Origin of the sequence: Streptomyces marincola, assembly GCF_020410765.1 — a bacterium.
GTDB lineage: Bacteria > Actinomycetota > Actinomycetes > Streptomycetales > Streptomycetaceae > Streptomyces > Streptomyces marincola.
In genome coordinates this window covers 2,100,812-2,119,530 of the sequence record NZ_CP084541.1, presented here as the reverse complement: position 1 = coordinate 2,119,530, position 18,719 = coordinate 2,100,812, and the positions used below count along the sequence as shown (strand labels likewise).

At 73.5% G+C, this 18,719-nt stretch carries 14 protein-coding genes; 12 read left to right on the top strand and 2 right to left on the bottom strand.

The annotated features are described in order from the left end of the window. The first annotated feature begins 49 nt into the window (after positions 1–49). From rplU to LC193_RS08800, 7 genes are all read left to right on the top strand, one after another. Entirely contained in the window at positions 50–373 is a 324-nt protein-coding gene (gene rplU / locus LC193_RS08830) for a 50S ribosomal protein L21 (protein ID WP_086160542.1), read from the top strand. 14 nt (positions 374–387) lie between these two features. Then, positions 388–645: a 50S ribosomal protein L27 gene (rpmA, locus tag LC193_RS08825; protein ID WP_086160543.1), complete on the top strand. Its 258-nt coding sequence runs from the start codon at positions 388–390 to the stop codon at positions 643–645. Between the two features lie 203 nt (positions 646–848). Then, positions 849–2,291, top strand: a complete 1,443-nt coding sequence (gene obgE / locus LC193_RS08820) for a GTPase ObgE (RefSeq protein ID WP_086160544.1) — start codon at positions 849–851, stop codon at positions 2,289–2,291. 396 nt (positions 2,292–2,687) lie between these two features. After that, entirely contained in the window at positions 2,688–4,205 is a 1,518-nt protein-coding gene (locus LC193_RS08815) for a bifunctional cytidylyltransferase/SDR family oxidoreductase (protein WP_226078523.1), read from the top strand. Beyond that, positions 4,202–6,280, top strand: a complete 2,079-nt coding sequence (locus tag LC193_RS08810) for a hypothetical protein (protein ID WP_226073118.1) — start codon at positions 4,202–4,204, stop codon at positions 6,278–6,280. Before LC193_RS08815 ends, LC193_RS08810 begins: the two co-directional genes overlap by 4 nt. A gap of 41 nt (positions 6,281–6,321) precedes the next feature. Beyond that, positions 6,322–9,060, top strand: a complete 2,739-nt coding sequence (locus LC193_RS08805) for a CDP-glycerol glycerophosphotransferase family protein (RefSeq protein ID WP_226073117.1) — start codon at positions 6,322–6,324, stop codon at positions 9,058–9,060. A gap of 134 nt (positions 9,061–9,194) precedes the next feature. Beyond that, positions 9,195–10,265: an acyltransferase family protein gene (locus tag LC193_RS08800; RefSeq protein ID WP_226073116.1), complete on the top strand. Its 1,071-nt coding sequence runs from the start codon at positions 9,195–9,197 to the stop codon at positions 10,263–10,265. Positions 10,266–10,367: 102 nt separating this feature from the next. Here LC193_RS08800 and LC193_RS08795 read toward each other — a convergent pair whose 3' ends face one another. Then, positions 10,368–11,495, bottom strand: coding sequence for an acyltransferase family protein (locus LC193_RS08795; protein ID WP_226073115.1), 1,128 nt, complete (start codon positions 11,493–11,495; stop codon positions 10,368–10,370). 78 nt (positions 11,496–11,573) lie between these two features. Here LC193_RS08795 and LC193_RS08790 point away from each other — a divergent pair, with 78 nt between their 5' ends. The 3 genes from LC193_RS08790 to LC193_RS08780 all read left to right on the top strand — a co-directional run bounded on the left by LC193_RS08790 (position 11,574) and on the right by LC193_RS08780 (position 14,468). Further along, a complete protein-coding gene (locus LC193_RS08790; protein ID WP_226073114.1) occupies positions 11,574–12,221 on the top strand; it encodes an alpha/beta hydrolase family protein in 648 nt (215 codons plus the stop codon). Between the two features lie 82 nt (positions 12,222–12,303). Then, a complete protein-coding gene (locus tag LC193_RS08785; RefSeq protein ID WP_226073112.1) occupies positions 12,304–13,839 on the top strand; it encodes an MFS transporter in 1,536 nt (511 codons plus the stop codon). A gap of 23 nt (positions 13,840–13,862) precedes the next feature. After that, positions 13,863–14,468: a TetR/AcrR family transcriptional regulator gene (locus LC193_RS08780; RefSeq protein WP_226073110.1), complete on the top strand. Its 606-nt coding sequence runs from the start codon at positions 13,863–13,865 to the stop codon at positions 14,466–14,468. A 91-nt stretch (positions 14,469–14,559) separates the two neighbouring features. Here the strand turns inward: LC193_RS08780 and LC193_RS08775 are convergent, their stop codons facing one another. Beyond that, the gene (locus tag LC193_RS08775; RefSeq protein ID WP_226073108.1) at positions 14,560–16,617 is read right to left on the bottom strand and encodes a hypothetical protein; all 2,058 of its coding nucleotides are present in this window, start codon (positions 16,615–16,617) and stop codon (positions 14,560–14,562) included. Positions 16,618–16,978: 361 nt separating this feature from the next. Between LC193_RS08775 and proB the strand changes: the two genes are divergently transcribed. Continuing rightward, positions 16,979–18,076, top strand: coding sequence for a glutamate 5-kinase (gene proB, locus LC193_RS08770; protein ID WP_226078522.1), 1,098 nt, complete (start codon positions 16,979–16,981; stop codon positions 18,074–18,076). 192 nt (positions 18,077–18,268) lie between these two features. Continuing rightward, complete coding sequence (locus LC193_RS08765; RefSeq protein WP_404819524.1) at positions 18,269–18,673, top strand: hypothetical protein; 405 nt, start codon at positions 18,269–18,271, stop codon at positions 18,671–18,673. Positions 18,674–18,719 lie beyond the last annotated feature (46 nt).

Sequence of the window (18,719 nt, the reverse complement as noted above, 5' to 3'; positions counted from 1 at the left end):
CGCCCGCTGCTGGCATCAGGGGTCCGTTTCGAGTGAAGGAGAGTTCCGCGTGTACGCGATCGTGCGCACCGGCGGCCGTCAGCAGAAGGTGTCTGTGGGCGACGTCATCGAGGTCGACCGGCTGGCGAGCAGCGGGGTGGGGGACACTGTCGAGCTCTCCACGCTGCTCGTCGTCGACGGTGAGACCGTCACCAGCGACCCCTGGGTCCTGGCCGGAGTCAAGGTCCAGGCCGAGGTCGTCGACCACCACAAGGGCGACAAGATCCGGATCCAGAAGTTCAAGAACAAGACCGGTTACCGCAGGCGGATGGGTCATCGCCAGCTGCTCACCCAGCTGAAGATCACCGGCATCCCCGCCCCGGCCTCGAAGTAAGGGACTGAGCACAGATGGCACACAAGAAGGGCGCGTCGTCCACCCGGAACGGCCGCGACTCCAACCCGCAGTACCTCGGCGTGAAGCGCTTCGGCGGTCAGCTCGTGAACGCCGGTGAGATCCTGGTCCGCCAGCGCGGCACCCACTTCCACCCCGGCAAGGGCGTGGGCCGCGGCGGCGACGACACGCTGTTCGCGCTCCAGGCCGGCACCGTGCAGTTCGGCAAGCACCGCGACCGCAAGGTCGTCAACATCGTGCCGGTCGCGCAGTAGCCGACACCCGGCCGCTGCCGACGTTCCACTGCCGAGGGCGGACCACCTTCCCACGCCGGGAAGCTGGTCCGCCCTCGTCCGCTTCACGCCCCGATCCCTCCCGTTCCCGTTCCGTTCGGGCCCACCGCCCGCGTCCGCCGTTCGATCCGACTCGCTCAGTCCGTTCCGTTGCGACTCGTCCGTCCCCTCCTGGAGGCACCGTCATGACCACCTTCGTCGACCGCGCCGAACTGCACGTCGTCGCGGGGAACGGCGGCCACGGCTGCGCCTCCGTGCACCGCGAGAAGTTCAAGCCGCTCGGCGGCCCGGACGGCGGCGACGGCGGGCGCGGGGGTGACGTGGTGCTCGTCGTCGACCGGGACGTGACCACGCTGCTCGACTACCACCACAGGCCGCACCGCAAGGCGACCAACGGCAAGCCGGGCGCGGGCGGCAACAGGACCGGCGCGCACGGCCAGGACCTGGTGCTGCCGGTGCCGGACGGCACCGTCGTGCTCGACCGGAACGGCGAGGTGCTCGCGGACCTGGTCGGCGAGGGCACGCGGTTCGTCGCGGGGCAGGGCGGCCGGGGCGGCCTCGGCAACGCGGCGCTCGCCTCGCCGCGGCGCAAGGCGCCCGGTTTCGCGCTGCTCGGGGAGCCGGGCGAGGAGCGGGACATCGTGCTGGAGCTGAAGACGGTCGCCGACGTGGCGCTCGTCGGCTACCCGTCGGCCGGCAAGTCATCGCTGATCTCGGTGCTCTCGGCGGCCAAGCCGAAGATCGCGGACTACCCGTTCACGACGCTGGTGCCCAACCTCGGCGTGGTGACCGCGGGCGACACGGTGTTCACGGTGGCCGACGTACCCGGGCTCATCCCGGGCGCGAGCGAGGGCAAGGGGCTCGGGCTGGAGTTCCTGCGGCACGTCGAGCGCTGCTCGGTCCTGGTGCACGTGCTCGACTGCGCGACGCTCGAATCGGACCGCGATCCGCTGAGCGACCTGGACGTGATCGAGGCTGAGCTGGCCATGTACGGCGGCCTGGACGACCGGCCGCGGCTCGTGGTGCTGAACAAGACCGACATCCCCGAGGGGCAGGACCTCGCGGACATCGTCCGCGCCGACCTCGTGGCGCGCGGGCTGCGGGTGTTCGACGTCTCCGCGGTGTCGCGCAAGGGCCTCACGGAGTTCTCCTACGCGCTCGGTGAGCTGGTCGCGCAGGCGCGCGCGGCGCGCCCGGTCGAGGAGCCCACGCGCGTGGTGATCCGGCCCAAGGCGGTCAACGACGCCGGGTTCACGGTGACGGTCGAGGCGGAGGGCCTGTACCGCGTGCGCGGCGAGAAGCCGGAGCGCTGGGTGCGGCAGACCGACTTCTCCAACGAGGAGGCCGTCGGCTACCTCGCCGACCGGCTGAACCGGCTCGGCGTCGAGGAGGAGCTGGCCAAGGCGGGGGCGCGCGAGGGCGACGGGGTCGCGATCGGCAGCGACGACGACGCGGTCGTGTTCGACTGGGAGCCCTCGGTCAGCGGCGGCGCGGAGATGCTCGGCAGGCGTGGCGAGGATCACCGGATGAACACGCTGCGGCCGGCCGCGGCCCGCCGCCGGGACCGGGAGGCGCGCCGGCAGGACGCGGCACAGCGCGCATTCGACGATTTCGACCCCTTCGACTGATTCGGCTGATTCGCGCGCTTCAACTGTTTCAGCCGGTTCCCGCGCGCGCGGAAATCGACCGCGTCCGCGTACGCCGGCGTTCCGGGAGGTAAAAGGGCAGGTCGTCGCCGTGCGCAATGCGTATGCGGTGAACCGGCGCACAGAACGGTCATGTCGCGCCGCGACCCGACCGGCGCGTGAATTCCCGGCCCGCGGCCACCGGGCCCGCCGGGAATGGGCCCGGTGCGGCCCGGAGCGCCGGCGGGCGCGGCCCGGTGGACGGCGGGCCCGGTGCCCCCTCGCGGAGGGCGGCACCGGGCCGCCGTTCATCCGGCTTAGGGGTCAAGCTTCGACTGGGGTTAACCTTCTCCTCGCGTAGGCGACACTTCTTGATACCCGGCAGGAGCTTCCTTGACCATCCATCCAGACGGCCCGTCCCCACACACCACCGCAGTCGTGCTCGCCGGTGGAACGGGCCAGCGCGTGGGGCTTTCCATACCCAAGCAATTGATCAAGGTTGCCGGCAAAGCCGTCATCGAGCACACGCTGGCCATCTTCGAGGAAGCCGAGGAGATCGACGACGTCCTCGTGATGATGGCCCCCGGGTACGCGCAGGACGTCGAGAAGATCGTGGCCAAGGGCGGCCTTTCGAAGGTCAGCCGGGTCGTCGAGGGTGGCGCGACCCGCAACGAGACCACGCGCCGGGCCATAGAGGTGCTCAGCGAGGGCCTGGCCCCGGGCGAGGACCGCAACGTGCTGTTCCACGACGCGGTCCGGCCGCTGCTGTCCCACCGGGTCATCGGCGACTGCGTCGCCGCGCTGGAGCGCTACCGCGCCGTCGACGTGGCGATACCCTCCGCCGACACCATCATCGTCACGCGGACCCACGGCGAGGACGGCGAGTTCATCACCGACGTGCCGGACCGCTCGCGCCTGCGCCGCGGGCAGACCCCGCAGGCGTTCCGCCTGTCCACCATCCGCCGGGCCTACGAGGTCGCCGCCGAGGACCCGAACTTCCAGGCCACCGACGACTGCTCCGTGGTGCTGAAGTACCTGCCCGACGTGCCGATCCACGTCGTTCCCGGCGACGAGTTCAACATGAAGGTCACGCAGCCGGTCGACGTCTTCATCGCGGACAAGCTGTTCCAGCTGGCCTCGTCCGCCGCCCCCGCGCAGTCGGACGAGGACGCCTACCGCGAGCAGCTGACCGGCAGGACCGTCGTCGTCTTCGGCGGCTCCTACGGCATCGGCAAGGACATCGCCGATCTCGCCGAACGCTTCGGCGCCGCCGTCTACGCGCTGGGCCGCTCCACCACCGGCACGCACGTCGAGAACTCCCAGGACATCGACGACGCCCTGGAACGCGCCTACGCCGAGACCGGGCGCGTCGACTTCGTGGTGAACACCGCGGGCGTGCTGCGCATCGGCAGGCTCGCCGAGACCGACGACGCCGCCATCGAGGAGGCGCTGAAGGTCAACTACCTGGCGCCGGTGCGCATCGCCCGCGCCGCCCACAAGTACCTCGCCGAGAGCGGCGGTCAGCTGCTGCTGTACACGTCGAGCAGCTACACCAGGGGCCGCGCCGAGTACAGCCTCTACTCCTCGACCAAGGCCGCCATGGTGAACCTCACCCAGGCGCTGGCCGACGAGTGGGCGGGCGACGGCGTCCGCGTGAACTGCGTCAACCCGGAGCGGACGGCGACGCCGATGCGCACCAAGGCGTTCGGCCAGGAGCCGGCCGGCACGCTGCTGTCCTCCGAGGCCGTCGCCCGCACCTCGCTCGACGTGCTGCTCTCGCCGCTGACCGGGCACGTCATCGACGTGCGCCAGCAGGACCCGACCGCAGACGCCAGCCGGGCCGGCTCGTTCGAGCGCGCCCTCGCCGCCGCCCTCGACGCGCAGACCGACGCGGAGGCCGGCGGGGGGGTGGCATGACGGGGGGACTGCTGCGCAGGCTGGTCGGGGTGGCCGCGGGCCGAGACCTGGCCGCCGCGCTCGCGCTGTTCGCCGGCTACGCGGGGATGCTCGTGACGGCGCTGCTGCCGGCCACCGGCGCGTTCGCCGTCGCCGCCGTGCTGTCCTACGCGGGCGACCACCTCCTGCACCGCAGGGGCAGCTACCTGCTGGTGCGCCTCGGCAAGGCCAGGGTCGGGCTGACCGTGCGCTTCCTGGTGCGGCAGCTGCTGCTCGTGCTGCTGCTGGCCCGCACCGACTGGGCGGGCGAGACGGTCTTCTACACGGCCGTCGTCGGCTTCCTCGTCTGCTACGCGCTCCAGGCGCCCCACACGGCGCTGATCATGACGCTGCGCCGCAAGCGGCGCCTGCCGGTCGCCACCCGCAACATCGACCTGAGCACCCTGCCGGTGCCGGACGGGCCGCCGCGCTGGCTCACGCACCGCTCGGTCGAGAAGGTCCTGCACACCGAGGTCCCGATGTCCGCCGGCCTGGTGCTCGCCGTCGCGGCCGACGACGCCGCGTTCGGCTACGCGGGAACGGCCGTGTCGGTCGCGCTGGTGCTCGGCTACCTGCTGGCGCTGCTGCCGTTCCTGCGCGCCAAGCGGCTGCCGCCGCCCAAGGAGCAGACGCTGGAGTGGTTCGACGGGTGGCTGCGCACCCACCGGCCGGACGTCGCGCTGTACTTCTCCGGCTCCAAGGACTCCGCCTACCAGGTCAACATGTGGCTCGACACGATGGCCGCGCTGGACGCCAGGCCGCTGGTCATTCTCAGGGAGCGGGCCATCCTGACCCGCCTGGCCACCACCACCGTGCCCGTGATGTGCGTGCCGAGCGCGGTGGACCTGATGAACATGGACCTGTCCTCGCTGCGGGTCGGCCTCTACCCGGCGAACGTCGGCAAGAACCTGCACCTGCTGCGCGTCCCGACCATGAAGCACGTCTTCATCGGGCACGGCGACAGCGACAAGATCGCCAGCATCAACCCCTACGCGAAGGCGTACGACGAGGTGTGGACCGCCGGCCGCGCGGGCCGCGACCGGTACGCGCTCGCGGACGTCGGCGTGCGGGACGAGGACATCGTGGAGGTCGGCCGCCCGCAGCTCGCCCCCATCAGGACCGGCACCGGCGTGCCCGCCGGGCGCATACCCACCGTGCTGTACGCGCCGACGTGGGAGGGCTGGACCGACGACCCGGGCAACACCTCGCTCATGCTGGCCGGCGAGAACATCGTGCGCCGCCTGCTCACGTCCGAGCGGCCCGTCCGCGTGCTCTACAAGCCGCACCCGTTCACCGGCTCGCGCAGCCCGGAGGCCGGCGCCGCGCACCGGCGCATCGTGGCCATGATGGAGGCCGCGGCGGCGGAACGCGCCGCGGACCCGCGCTGGGCGCGGGCCGCCGAGGAGACCGCGGCCGACCGGGAGCGCGCCCTTGAGCGCCTGCGCGCCCTCGCCGAGGCCGGCTCGTCCGGCGCGGTGCTCGCCGCCGCCTGGGACGACGCCTCCGTCTCCCGCGACGCGCTGACGCCGCCCGACCGCGCCCCGGCGGAGGAGCGCCGCCGCGCCGAGTGGAACGACGCCTACTGGCGCTCCAAGGGCTGGTGGGAGCACCGCGTCATCACCGGCCCTGAGCCGCTGCTCTTCGACTGCTTCAACGAGTCCGACGCGCTGGTCTCCGACATCTCCAGCGTCGTGTCCGACTTCATCGCCAGCGGCAAGCCGTACGCCGTCACCGACTCGGCCGGCCTCGGCGCCGAGGAGTTCAAGCGGCAGAACACCGCGGTGCGCGCCGCCGTCATCCTCGACAACGACGCGGCCGGGCTCGACCGGCTCGTCGCGGCGGCGCACGCGCCGGACACCGACCCGCTCGCCACGGCGCGCGCGGAGCTGAAGCACTACCTCCTCGGCCCCGACCGGCCGACCTCGCTCGAACGCTTCGACGCCGCGACGCGCGCGCTCGCGGCCCGCGCCGAGGCACGCAACGCCGCGCAGGGCGTTCCCGAGCAGGCCGCCGCGTCGCCCGCGCCCCCACGACCCGTTCCCGCACAGGAAGGCTGAGCCTCGTGCCTCCCAAAAAGCCAGTAAAGAAGCCCGAGGACATGCTGCCCGCGGACCTCAGGCGGTCCATGCACTGGCTGCCCGAGTCCTCGGCCGAGGAGCGCGAGGCGTTCTTCGATGCGGCCGGCGCCTTCCTCGCCGGCGCGGACCAGAAGAAGCTCGCCAAGCTGCCGCCGCTGATGCGCATCAAGTGGCACCTGGCGCGGGAGCGGCGGCTCGATGACCTGCTGACGGTCCTGGCGCACGAACGCGAGTACCGCGCCTCCTCGTTCGAGGTCTCCGGGCGGCTGCGCCCGCGCGCCGAGGTGCCCGGGCTCGACAGCGGCTCGCTGCCGCAGGAGGTCGTCAGGCTCAGGGCCGGCGAGCTGCCGGTCCGCGCCAAGGCGTCCGAGGCCGTGTGGCGCGAGGGGAAGCTCGTCGTGCGCGGCTACGCCTACGTGCACAACGTGCCGGCGGACGGCAAGGCGCTGCTGCCGCGGTTCGCGTGGCTGAGGCAGCAGGGCGCGCGGCGGCGCGTTCCGGTGCGCGTGCGGCAGCGCGAGGACCTGCGCGCCACGCGCGACTCGGGGCAGGCCCTGCACTCCTACGACCAGGCCGGCTTCGAGGTCGTCATCGACCCGAAGAAGCTGCGCACCGGCGGCCGTTGGCAGCCGGGCGTGTGGCAGCTGACGCTGGCCCTGCCCTCGCCAGGGGTCGTGCGCACCGGGTCGGTCGACCGCACGGACATCGGCAGCGCCGGGCACTCGCAGGCCAGGGAGCTGGCCGACGGCGTGCGGCTGGTCGCCGGTTTCCAGGACGAGCGGATGCAGCTGACCATCGAGACGCCGGCCGCCGAGGTCGCCGCCCACGAGGCGGCGGGCGACGCGGTGCGGCTCGCCCTGCACGTGCCGGGCGGCCCGTCGGGGCAGCGGCCGGTGCGGGTGCTGGTGGAGCACAAGGGCGGCGAGTTCAAGCGTTCCTACGACGTCGTGGAGACCCCGGGCGGCGGCTGCGCGGCGGACATTCCGCTGGCCGACCTCCGCGTGGCCGACTCGCCCACCGCGCCCACGCAGGACTTCGTCACCACGCTTGAGTTCCCCGGCGGCGCCACGCGGCGCGCCACCGTGCGGGCCGGGTTCCTGCCCGGCCAGTACCTCGTGCCCGACGGGCGCGAGATCGCCGTGACCACGGACGGGCCCGGCCTGCTGAAGCTGCACGACCGGGTGCGGCAGGCCGTCGTCGACGACCTCTCGTGGAACGACGCGGGTGAACTGGTGCTGCGCGGCAGCTGGACCGGCCCCGCGGAGGGCCGCGAACTGGTGCTGCGGCACGGCAAGTACTTCGAGGAGAAGTACCTGCCGTTCGAGGCCGCCGACGGGCGGTTCACCGTGCGGATCGCCCCCGACCGGATGGCGTCGCCCGACGGCGAGCAGTCGTTGCGCGAGGGCCGCTGGTACCTGTCGTTCCGGCCCGAGGGCGAGGCGGAGCGCAAGGACGACGTGCCGGTGAAGCTGCGCGGCGACCTGGTCGACGCGCTGCCGCTCACGCACGAGGGCGCGGCCCGCACCTACACCGTGGAACGCCGCTTCTTCGACCGCGTCTTCCTGGCCGCCGGCTCGCCGCTGCGCGAGGAGGACCGCGGCAAGTACCGGCAGCGGCGGCTGCGCGCCCAGTACGTGCGCGACCGGAGCAAGCCGTTGCGCAACGCGGTGTTCTACAACTGCTACCACGGGCGCCAGTACTCCGACTCGCCGCGCGCGATCCACGAGGAGCTGGTGCGGCGCGGCGTGGACGTGGAGCACATCTGGGGCACCAACGACCAGCAGGCCGTGGTGCCGCCCGGCATGCGCACGGTCGAGTGGAAGAGCGCCGAGTGGCACGAGGCGCTGGCCACCAGCCGCTACCTGGTGACCAACGTGATGATCTCGTCGTGGATCAAGCGGCGCGAGGACCAGCTGTTCATCCAGACCTGGCACGGCACGCCGCTCAAGAAGATGGGCGCCGACCTGCTGGGCACCTCCAAGGCCAACCCGGCCTACATCGCGACGCTGCCGGGACGCTTCGAGCAGTTCAACTACCTGGTCTCGCCGAACGCGTTCACGACGCCGATCATGCGCAGCGCGTTCGGCTTCCCGAACGAGATCCTGGAGACCGGGTATCCGCGCAACGACGTCTTCTACCGCGAGGACCGGGAGGAGATCGCGGAGCGGGTCCGCAAGACCCTGCGGCTGCCCGAGGGCAAGAAGGTGCTGCTGTACACGCCGACCTGGCGGGACGACCAGCGGTTCGGGGCCGGCAAGAAGTTCAAGCTCGACCTCCAGCTGGACCTTGAGGAGTTCGAGCGGAAGCTGGGCGACGACCACGTGCTGCTGTTCCGCAAGCACCCCAAGATGCTGAACAACATCACGGGCGCGCGGGACGGGTTCGTGCGGGACGTGGCGGCGTACGCGGAGATCTCCGACCTCTACCTGGTGTCGGACGTGCTGATCACCGACTACTCCTCGTCGATGTTCGACTTCGCCCACACCGGTCGCCCGATGGTGTTCTTCACGTACGACCTTGAGCACTACCGGGACACGTTGCGCGGCTTCTACTTCGACTTCACCGGCACGTCACCCGGGCCGCTGGTGAAGACGACGTCGGAACTCGTGGACGCGATCCGGAACGTCGACGTCGTGCACAAGGAACACGCGGACCGGTACGCGGCGTTCGTGGAGAAGTTCTGCGAGCCGGCGGACGGTCTGGCGACCGCTCAGGTCGTCGACCGGATGCTGGAGTGGGGCGAGCGCCACCAGGGCTGACGGGCCCGGCCGGGCGGTCGCGGAGGGCGTGCGGGCCCCCGCGCGACCGCCCGGTCCGCCGCCGCGGGGCGGGCGGCGACGTTTCGGGGCGCGGAAACGTGGGAACATCCGGCGCCTGCCGGACATCTCTGAGTATGAGTATTCGGCCGACCCGCTCGCGACCTCCCGGAACGCGGGCGCGCGACCCCTACTGGGACAACATCAGATGCGTATCCGGGACGCTCGTCCTGTTCGGGCACCTGACCGACACGCTGGGCGACCGGGTGGGGCTCCAGTGGTTCTTCCTGGCCACGTGGGCCCTGCGGGTCCCGGTGTTCGTCATCGTCGCGGGGTACTTCAGCACGGCCGACGCGATGAACGCCCGCGAGGCGCGGCGGTTGGTCGAGGCCGTGCTCGTGCCCTACCTCGCCATCGGGCTGCTGCACTCGGTCGAGCTGTGGCTCATGTACGGCGACTGGCACTTCTTCGCCGGCGAGCCGGCCTGGGGCATGTGGTTCCTGCTGTCGCTGCTGTTCTGGCGGGCGGCGCTGCCCGCGCTCGCCCAGCTGCGGCACCCGCTGACCCTCTCCGTCGCCGCCGCGCTGATCGCCGGCCACCTGGCCGAGTTCGGCTCCTACCTGTCGCTGTCGCGCACGGTGTGCTACCTGCCGTTCTTCCTGCTGGGCTGGAAGCTGCGGCAGGGGCTGCTCGCCGACGCGCTCGACGCCAGGTGGAGCCGCGACGCGGCGCTCGGGGTGCTCGCCCTCACCTTCACCGCGGCCTGGTGGGCCCGTGGCGAGGTGAGCCTGAGCTGGCTGCGCATGCGGACGGGCTACGACGGAACGTATCCGCTGGCCGCGCCGCTGGACTGGACGATAAGGGGCGGGGTGCTGCTGTCCGGGGTGGTGATCGCGCTCAGCTTCATCCGGCTCGTCCCGCGCCGCCGGCTGCCGCTGATCACGTACCTGGGCACGGGCGGCATGTACATCTACCTGCTGCACCCGCTGGTGATCCGCCCGTACCTGCGCTGGGTCGGCGTGGACTGGGTGAACACCCCGCTGGAGCAGGCCGCGACCCTCGCCATGGCCGTCGCGCTGGCCGCCGTTCTCGGCTCCGCGCCCGTGCGCGCGCTGGCCCGGCCCGTCGTCCAGCCGCGGCTCGACTGGCTGTTCGGCGCGCGCCCGGCCGACGACCGGGCGCGCGGTGAGGTCGCCGTCCCGAGGTAGGAACCGCCGCCCCGCGCGGTGTGAGGTGGCGCGCTCCCGCGCGGGAAGTCGTTCCGCGCGGGAGCGCGCGCCGCGCGCGTCCGTCGGCGGAACGGGGGCGCGTCAGCCGGCGGGCCGGTCCTGACGCGCGCCGCGGTCGGCGCCGAGGCGTTCCTCGGGCTCGGGGCGGCGGAAGAACCACGCCATTCTCGGCTCCATCAGCGGCCGGAACAGCCGCTGGACCACCGGCGTGCACAGCAGGGTCACGCCCACGGTGGCGACCGCGGTCGTGATCGGCAGGAACGTCGCCATCTCCCGCATCGGCTCGCTGTCGTACCAGCCCCACTCGACGGCGCCCGCGACGACGAAACCGTGCAGCAGGTAGCCGTAGAGGGTGCCCGCGCCCAGCGCCGTGAACCAGGTCGTGCGGCCGGGCACCAGCGCGAAGAAGCAGGCGGTGAGCGTCAGCGCGCACGCGAACAGCACGAGCGTCATCACGAAGCCGACCCACCAGGGCTGGCCCAGTTCCTGCGCGGTGTCGCGGTGGTAGAACCACTGGTACTCCATGCGCGGCACCGCCCAGTAGGCGACGAGGAGCGCGCCCGCGAAGACGGGCAGCGCCAGCAGTCGTACCGCGCGCCGGCGCACGAGGTCGAAGTGCTCGCGCTTCAGGCACAGGCCGAGCACGAAGAACGGCAGGAACTGGAGCACCCGCTGCATCTGGAGGTCCCCGCCCAGCGTGGGCGAGGCGGTGGCCGCGCCCGCGATGGCCAGCGCGAGCGGCAGGGGCCAGCGCACGGCCCGCCACACCGGCACGGTGAGCCGCCAGATGAACAGCGCGAGCAGGAACCACATGAGCCACCTGGGCTCGAACAGCGGCACGTAGGTGCTCGGGTCGTCGTCGAGCCACCGCATGAAGAACGTGTACGCGAGCTGGAACACCACGTACGGCACCACGACGCCCGTGATCAGGCGCGCGACGCGGCGCGGGCTGCCGTCGAAGCCGCGCGAGAAGTAGCCGGCGATGATGATGAACGCCGGCATGTGGAACGCGTAGACGGCCATGTAGAGCGCCGTCACCGTGCGCGAGTCGCCGCGCAGCGGCTCCCAGGCGTGCCCGGCCGCGACCAGCACGATCGCCAGGAACTTGGCGTTGTCGAAGAAGGCGTCGCGCCCCTTGCCCGCGCCCGGGCCGCCCGCCTGCCGGGGCACCCGCGCCGTGGGGGTCGCGTCCTGTCGTGAACCGCTCATCACTGGGCACCTTAACGGCAGGTGACGCCGGGGTGTCCGGTGGGGGAGCGGCGGGGGCGCGGGCCCAGACTTGGGCGCATGAGCCGGATTGTGGACACACCCGCGGGCCCGGCCCGCGTCACCTGGCACGTCGCCGCCGAGGCGCGCGCCGTTCTCGCCCTCGGCCACGGCGCGGGGGGCGGCATCGAGGCGCCCGACCTCCAGGCGCTCGCCGACGCCCTGCCCGCCCTGGGCACGACCGTGGCCCTCGTCGAACAGCCCTGGCGGGTCGCGGGCAAACGCGTCGCGCCCGCGCCGCGGACGCTGGACGCGGCCTGGACCGCGCTGTGGCCCGCCCTGGCGGAACGCGGGCTCCCCGTCGTCGCGGGCGGGCGGAGCGCGGGCGCGAGGGTCGCGTGCCGCACGGCGCGCGCGACCGGCGCGCACGCCGTACTCGCGTTGTCCTTTCCGCTGCATCCGCCGGGGCGGCCGGAGCGTTCCCGGCTCGACGAGCTGACCGGCGCGGGGGTGCCCGTGCTGGTGGTGCAGGGCGGGCGCGACCCGTTCGGCAGGCCGGCCGAGTTCCCGCCCGGCACCGAGCTGGTCGAGGTCCCCGAGGCCGACCACGGCTTCGCGGTGCCCAAGCGGGCCGGGTTCTCGCAGGCCGAGGCGCTCGCCGCCGCGGTCGCCGCGATCGCCGGGTGGCTGGACGCGCGCACGCCGGAGGCGGGGGGCGGCGCCGGCTGAGTCCCGCCGGGCGGCGACGATTTTTGAACGGCAGTACAAGTTGTACTATCGTTCAAATTGTCGTCGCGCCGGAGGAGGGCTCATGGAACGGGCGGGAACGGGACGCGCGGGAACGCGCGAATGGCTGGGCCTCGCACTGCTCGCGCTGCCCACCGTGCTGCTCGGCCTGGACGTCACGGTGCTGTACCTGGTGCTGCCGAGCATGGCCGAGGACCTCGACCCCACGGCGACGCAGACGCTGTGGATCATGGACGCCTACGGCTTCCTCATCGCCGGGCTGCTCATCACCATGGGCACCCTCGGCGACCGGATCGGCAGGCGCAGGCTGCTGATGGTCGGCGTCACCGCCTTCGCCGCCGTCTCCTGCCTGGCCGCCTACGCGCCGAACGCCGAACTGCTCGTCGTGGCACGGGCGTTGCTCGGCGTCGCCGGAGCCACGCTGATGCCGTCCACGCTGTCGCTGATCTCCACCATGTTCCGCGACGCGCGGCAGCGCGCGGTCGCGATCGGGGTGTGGGCCACGATGTTCGCCCTCGGCATGGCCGCGGGACCCGTGGTCGGCGGCGCGCTGGTCGACCGGTTCTGGTGGGGGGCGGCCTTCCTGCTCGCGATACCCGTCGCGGTCCTCGTGCTGGCCGGCGCGCGCACGCTGCTCCCGGAGTACACCGCGCCCCGCGAGGGCCGGCTCGACCCGGTCAGCGTCGTGCTGTCGCTCGCCGCCATCCTGCCCGTCGTCTACGCCGTCAAGGAGGGGGCCGCCCACGGCTTCGAGCCGCTGACCGCACTCCTCCTGGGCGCGGGGGCGGCGGCGGGCACCGCGTTCGTGCGCAGGCAGCGCCGGCTCGCCTCGCCGCTGCTCGACGTCACGCTGTTCACCGACCGCGCGTTCTCGGCGGCGCTGGCCGTCCTGCTCGTCGGGCTGGTCGGCGTCGGCGGCACGATGTACCTGGTCACCCAGTTCCTCCAACTCGTCGAGGGGCTCGACCCGGCGACGGCCGGGCTGTGGATGGGCCCGCCGGCGCTGGCGATGTTCGCCGCGGCCATCGGCGCCCCGCTGCTCGCGGCGCGCGTCCGCCCCGGCCTCGTCATGGCGGCGACCCTCGGCGTCTCGGTGGGCGGCTACGCGCTGCTCGCGAACGCGGGCCCCGGCGACACGGTCCCCGTGGTGGCCGGGTTCGCCCTCGTCTACCTCGGCCTCGGAGCCATCGCCGCCCTCGGCACGGACATGGTCGTCGGCGCCGCTCCCGAGACCAAGGCGGGCTCGGCCGCCGCCCTGTCGGAAACCGTGCAGGAACTGGGGCTCGCGGCCGGTGTCGCCCTGCTCGGCAGCCTCACCACCTCCGTCTACCGCTCCCACGCCCCCGCGCCGGCGCACGCGCCCCCCGAGGTCGCGGACCGCCTCACCGACAGCATCGGCGGCGCGCTGGCCGTGTCCGACCGGGTGCCGCAAGAGACGGTCGACGCCGCGCGCGAGGCGTTCACCACGGGACTGAACGCGGCCTCCCTGGCCGCCGGAATCGCGATCCTGCTCGTGACGGCGCTGTGCCTGCTGACCCTGCGCCACGTCAGGCCCCTGGGCCGGACCGCGGCCGAGCCCGCGGACGCCGCCAGGACATAGGGGCTCGATTAGACTGCGGGAGCATGGACGCGGGCGGCAGTGCCACCGACGGGCGCAGGGCCAGGGGGCAGCGGCGCCGCGCCGAGATCATCGCGGCCACGCTCGCCGTCGTCAGGCGCGAGGGCGCGGCCGGTGTCACGCACCGCGCGGTCGCCAGGGAAGCGGACATCCCCACCAGCCTGAGCACCTACTACTTCGCGACCCTGGACGACCTGCTCGTCGCCGCGCTCTCCAGCGTCGCCGACGCCTACACCGCCCGCATCCGGGCCATCGCGGACGAGCACGAGGACAAGCTCGGCGGACTCGCCGCGCTGATCGCCGACTCGGCCGGGCCCGACCGGGACCGCGCCCTCGCGGAACGCGAGCTGTGCACCCTCGCCGCCCGCAGGCCGGCCCTGCGGCCCGTCGCGCGGTACTGGCGCGAGAGCGTCGCGGAGCTGGCCGGGCACCTCACGGACGACCCCAGGGCCGTCGCCGCGTTCGTCGCCGCCGCCGACGGCCTGTGCACCGCCATCCTCATCGAGAACGCGCCCGCCGACCTCGACTACATCCGCGCCGTTCTTCAGCAGGCCCTCGGCGGCCGGCCGCACGACGAGGCGGCGCCCGGCGCCGCGGCGGCACCGGCCTGACCGCCCTGACCCGGGCCCGCCGCGGCGGCGAGGCGCCGGCGCACCCGCGCCCGCCGCGCGCGGCGGCCGGCCGCGCACGCGGCCGGGCGCGTCACGCCCGGCGCCGGCCGCCGACGCCACCGCCCTGCGGTCGCGGTATCGGCAGCTCCGCACCGCCGCCCGCGAGCCGGGCCTGCCGCGCCCTGCGGGCGTCGGCCGCCGCGCACAGGGCGTGGACCGCCCGCTGGAAACGGACCTGCGAGGGCGGCTCCGAGGGGCCGAGCAGGTACTCCTTGAGCCGGGTCCGCTCCCGCGCGAGCGTGTCGCGCGCCGGGTCGGCCAGGGACGCGAGCAGCTCGGGAACGCCGGCCGCGTCGGGGCCGAGGATCGTCGCGGCGCGCGTCGTCGGGTTGGCGGCCCTGAACGCGTCGTCGGTCAGGCCGCTGGTGTTGACCACCGCGTACGGCTTGGCGCTCGCCAGGTAGTCGGCCACGACGCTGGAGACGTCCGAGATCAGCAGGTCGGCCTGGTTGAAGCAGCTGTAGATGTCGGGCCGCGAGCCGGTCAGGATCAGATGCGCCCCGGGGGGCTGCGCGGCCCAGAACGCCGCCCGCCACGCCTCCGTCGCCGCCGCGACCGCCTCGGCGCGGCCAGGCGGCGGCGCCTGCTGCCGCATCATGCGCTCCGCCTCGTCGGCGCCCGGCCGGGACCAGCGCGCCGTCAACTCGTTCAGCTCGGCGGTCCTGCGCGCCAGTTCCGCCGCGAGCGCCGCGCGCGACGCGTCGTGCCCGGGCGCGGCGCCCGCCCCGGCGGGCGGCGCGCCGCCGGGGGCGCGGGGCGCCGCGTTGGCGCGCGCGATCAGCGCCCGGATGCGGGCGTCGGCCTCGCCCGCGCGCCGGTCGACCGAGCCGGTCATCGGGTGCGGCTTGTACAGCAGGCGCACGCGCGGGTCGGCGAGCAGGGCCCGCACGAGGTGCTCCCCGGCGAGCAGCACCGAGGTGTTGCCCGGCGCGTCGGTCCAGCCCTCCCACGTCGGCGCGTACAGCACGTTCCACGGCCCGCCCGGGTCGGGCGGGCCCGTGCGCGGCCGGATCGGCGCGAGCTGCGGCCTGCCGACCTCGACGACGTCCCGGTCGTCGACCCCGACGTCGGCCAGCGCGTAGCGCCGCCGCGCGGCGGGGCCCGCCACCCACACCTGGTCGTAGACCTTGGCGTAGGGATTGCAGCTCGACAGCTTGTCGCTCTCGCCGTGGTTGGTGAACGCGTGCTTGATCGTGGGGATGCGCAGGACCTGCGAGGTCTTGGGCGCGTTGGCCGGGTGCAGCAGCATCCGCAGCGAGGAGTGTTCGAGCAGCATCAGGTGCGCGACGCGCGGCAGGCACACGATCGGCAGGTCGGTGGCCGCGATCTGCTGCACCATGGGGCGTTCGCGCAGCACGACCAGCGGGTGCCCGTCGAGCGCGGCGAGCGTGGACAGCCACATGTTCGCCTGGTAGGCGGTGCCGCCGCCGCCGGAGAAGTAGATGCCCACGTCCGGGCGGTAGCTGTCGAGCCAGTCGCGGAACCAGGCCAGCACGCGCTGCTCGCCCGGCGGGCGCTTGCCCGGCAGCAGCCACGTCGAGAGGTAGGCAGCCGCGCTGGCGAACAGCGCGAGCGAGACGCCGACGCCGAGCAGCCCCCACAGGGCGTTGTCGGTCAGCACGGTGGCCAGCAGCCCGGCGGTGCCGGGCACCGAGAACAGCGGCATCCGCCGCCCCGGCCTGACCAGCGGCCGGGGCGGGGCGGGGCACAGGCCGAGCGGCCCGGTGTCGATGTTGCGGGTGACGATCGGCAGCGTGCGCGTCCTGCGCACCAGCACGCCGAGCGCGCGGCACGCGAAGTGCGCCGCGTAGCAGGCGAGCAGCGCCCCGACCAGGATCAGGCGGGGAACGGTGCCGATGCCGGACAGGTGCGCGAGGCCGATCACGGTCAGCAGGTCGCGCAGCAGTTGCCTGACCGCCTCGTCGCAGTGCAGCCGGGTCAGCACGGTCAGCACGCCGGGCCGCCAGTGCCGCAGGCTCAGGTCGAGCGCGAGCCCGCCGGCCGTCGCGACGCACAGCAGCGGGGCGTTGGGCAGCACGGCACCGATGAACTGGAGGATGGAGAGGCACAGCAGGGCGGCGACTGCCATCCATGACGCGCCACGGCGCTGGAACGGTCCTGCGGGCACAGGGGAACTCCGGAAAGGGTGGGGTACTTGTCGGTAAGTGTCACCCGGCATGCGGATATGTGCGTGTCCCCCGCCGAAGGTAGGCGCGGCGGGGCGACGCGGCAATCCGCCGCGGGGCGCGAAGGCCGGTAAAGGCGCCGTCCCGGGGCGCCGGAGGCGCGTGGCGGGGACGGTCGCCGGTTATATGAGTGGGCCGCGCGCGGTGCGGGTGGCATACATTACGGACGGCAATCCGGTACCGCCGGGAACGAACGAACGCAGGGGTAGCCCAGTGAGCGACGCGGACGCGGCCGTGCGGCCGGGTGAACCGGGGCGGCCGGAGGTGGCGCGGGCCCGCAGGGTCGTCGTCAAGATCGGTTCATCCTCGCTGACCACCGCGGCCGGTGGGCTCGACGCCGACCGGGTGGACGCACTGGTCGATGTGCTGGTGAAACAGGACGGGAGGCAGATCGTACTGGTTTCCTCCGGTGCGATCGCGGCAGGTCTCGCGCCGCTCGGCCTGACGCGCCGCCCCGCGGACCTCGCCAGGCAGCAGGCGGCGGCCAGCGTCGGGCAGGGCCTGCTGCTCGCGCGGTACACCTCGTCGTTCGCGCGCTACGGCCGCCGCGTGGGCCAGGTGCTGCTGACCTCGGACGACACCAGCCGGCGCGCGCACTACCGCAACGCGTACCGCACCCTCGACCAGCTGTTCGCGATGGGCGTGTTCCCCGTCGTCAACGAGAACGACACCGTTGCCACGGACGAGATCAGGTTCGGCGACAACGACCGGCTCGCCGCGCTCGTCGCCCACCTCGTGCGGGCGGACCTGCTCGTGCTGCTCTCGGACGTGGACGGCCTCTACGACGGCGACCCGTCCAGGCCCGGCACCCGCCGCATCGAGGAGGTAGCGGGTCCTGGGGACCTCGCGGGCGTGGAGCTCGGCCGGCCGGGGCGCGCGGGAGTCGGCACGGGCGGCATGGTCACCAAGGTGGAGGCCGCGTCGATCGCGACGGGCGCCGGCATCCCCGTGGTGCTCGCGGCGGCGAGCCAGGCGGGCGACGCCCTGTCGGGCGCGCGGACCGGCACGTTCTTCCGCCCGACGGGCCGCCGTTCCGCCGGCCGCCTGCTGTGGCTGGCGCACGCGTCGGCGCCGCGCGGCGCGGTGCTGCTCGACGCGGGCGCCGTGCGGGCGATCACCGAACGGGGCAGTTCGCTGCTGCCGGCCGGCATCACCGGCGTCGAGGGGGACTTCGCGGCCGGCGAGCCCATCGAACTGCGGGACGAGGCGGGCCGGGCGGTCGCGCGCGGTCTCGTCAACTTCGACGCCAAGGAGATCCCGCGGCTGATCGGACGTTCCACCCACGAACTGGCCCGCGAGCTCGGCCCGGCCTACGAAAGAGAAGTCGTACATCGCGATGACCTGGTGGTGATGCGGGCATAACCCCTGCGCGATGGCTCCTACCCGGGCGGGGGGCCGGTCCGGTGGCCGATTCGTGAAAGACCAGTCTTTCCACGGAAGGTTCCGGGAAAAGGCCGCGTCGGGTCACGCGAACTGGTCCACTTTTGCGTGGTGCCGCGACCGGACCGCACGGCACCGCACCGCACCGCACCACTTCAGCACCACGTCAGGAGGCTGCCGGTGAGACGACTGGCCAGCGTCGGGGAAACGCCGCGTCGGGGGGAGGCGGGGGCCGACGTGTCACGGCTGTGGCACATCACGCTCAGCGTCGCGGGTGAGGCGACGCCGCTGCCGGACGTCCGGCGCGGCCTCGAACGCCTCGCCGACGACCACCCGTTCCTGCTGACCAGCCGGTACGCGAGCGACCACGCCGAGATCAGGTACTGGGAGGAGGCGCGCGACCTGCACGACGCCGCGGCCCTCGCGCTCCGCCTGTGGGGGGAGCACCGGCGCACCGCGCAGCTGCCGCCGTGGGAGATCGTCGGGCTCGAAGTCATCGGCCGCGAGACCTACCGCCAGCGCGTCGCCGAGGGCTACGGGCCGCCGCCCGCGTCACCGGTCGGCGTGCACCCGTTCTGAACGCGCGGACCTTCGATGCCGTGCGACCTCGCGCGCGGGCGCACGC

Excerpts from the sequence above, each read along its gene's own strand:
- rpmA (WP_086160543.1), top strand. The coding sequence starts at position 388 with ATGGCACACAAGAAGGGCGCGTCGTCCACCCGGAACGGCCGCGACTCC.
- obgE (WP_086160544.1), top strand. The coding sequence starts at position 849 with ATGACCACCTTCGTCGACCGCGCCGAACTGCACGTCGTCGCGGGGAAC.
- LC193_RS08810 (WP_226073118.1), top strand. The coding sequence starts at position 4,202 with ATGACGGGGGGACTGCTGCGCAGGCTGGTCGGGGTGGCCGCGGGCCGA.
- LC193_RS08805 (WP_226073117.1), top strand. The coding sequence starts at position 6,322 with ATGCTGCCCGCGGACCTCAGGCGGTCCATGCACTGGCTGCCCGAGTCC.
- LC193_RS08800 (WP_226073116.1), top strand. The coding sequence starts at position 9,195 with ATGAGTATTCGGCCGACCCGCTCGCGACCTCCCGGAACGCGGGCGCGC.
- LC193_RS08795 (WP_226073115.1), bottom strand. The coding sequence starts at position 11,495 with ATGAGCGGTTCACGACAGGACGCGACCCCCACGGCGCGGGTGCCCCGG.
- LC193_RS08790 (WP_226073114.1), top strand. The coding sequence starts at position 11,574 with ATGAGCCGGATTGTGGACACACCCGCGGGCCCGGCCCGCGTCACCTGG.
- LC193_RS08785 (WP_226073112.1), top strand. The coding sequence starts at position 12,304 with ATGGAACGGGCGGGAACGGGACGCGCGGGAACGCGCGAATGGCTGGGC.
- LC193_RS08780 (WP_226073110.1), top strand. The coding sequence starts at position 13,863 with ATGGACGCGGGCGGCAGTGCCACCGACGGGCGCAGGGCCAGGGGGCAG.
- LC193_RS08775 (WP_226073108.1), bottom strand. The coding sequence starts at position 16,617 with ATGGCAGTCGCCGCCCTGCTGTGCCTCTCCATCCTCCAGTTCATCGGT.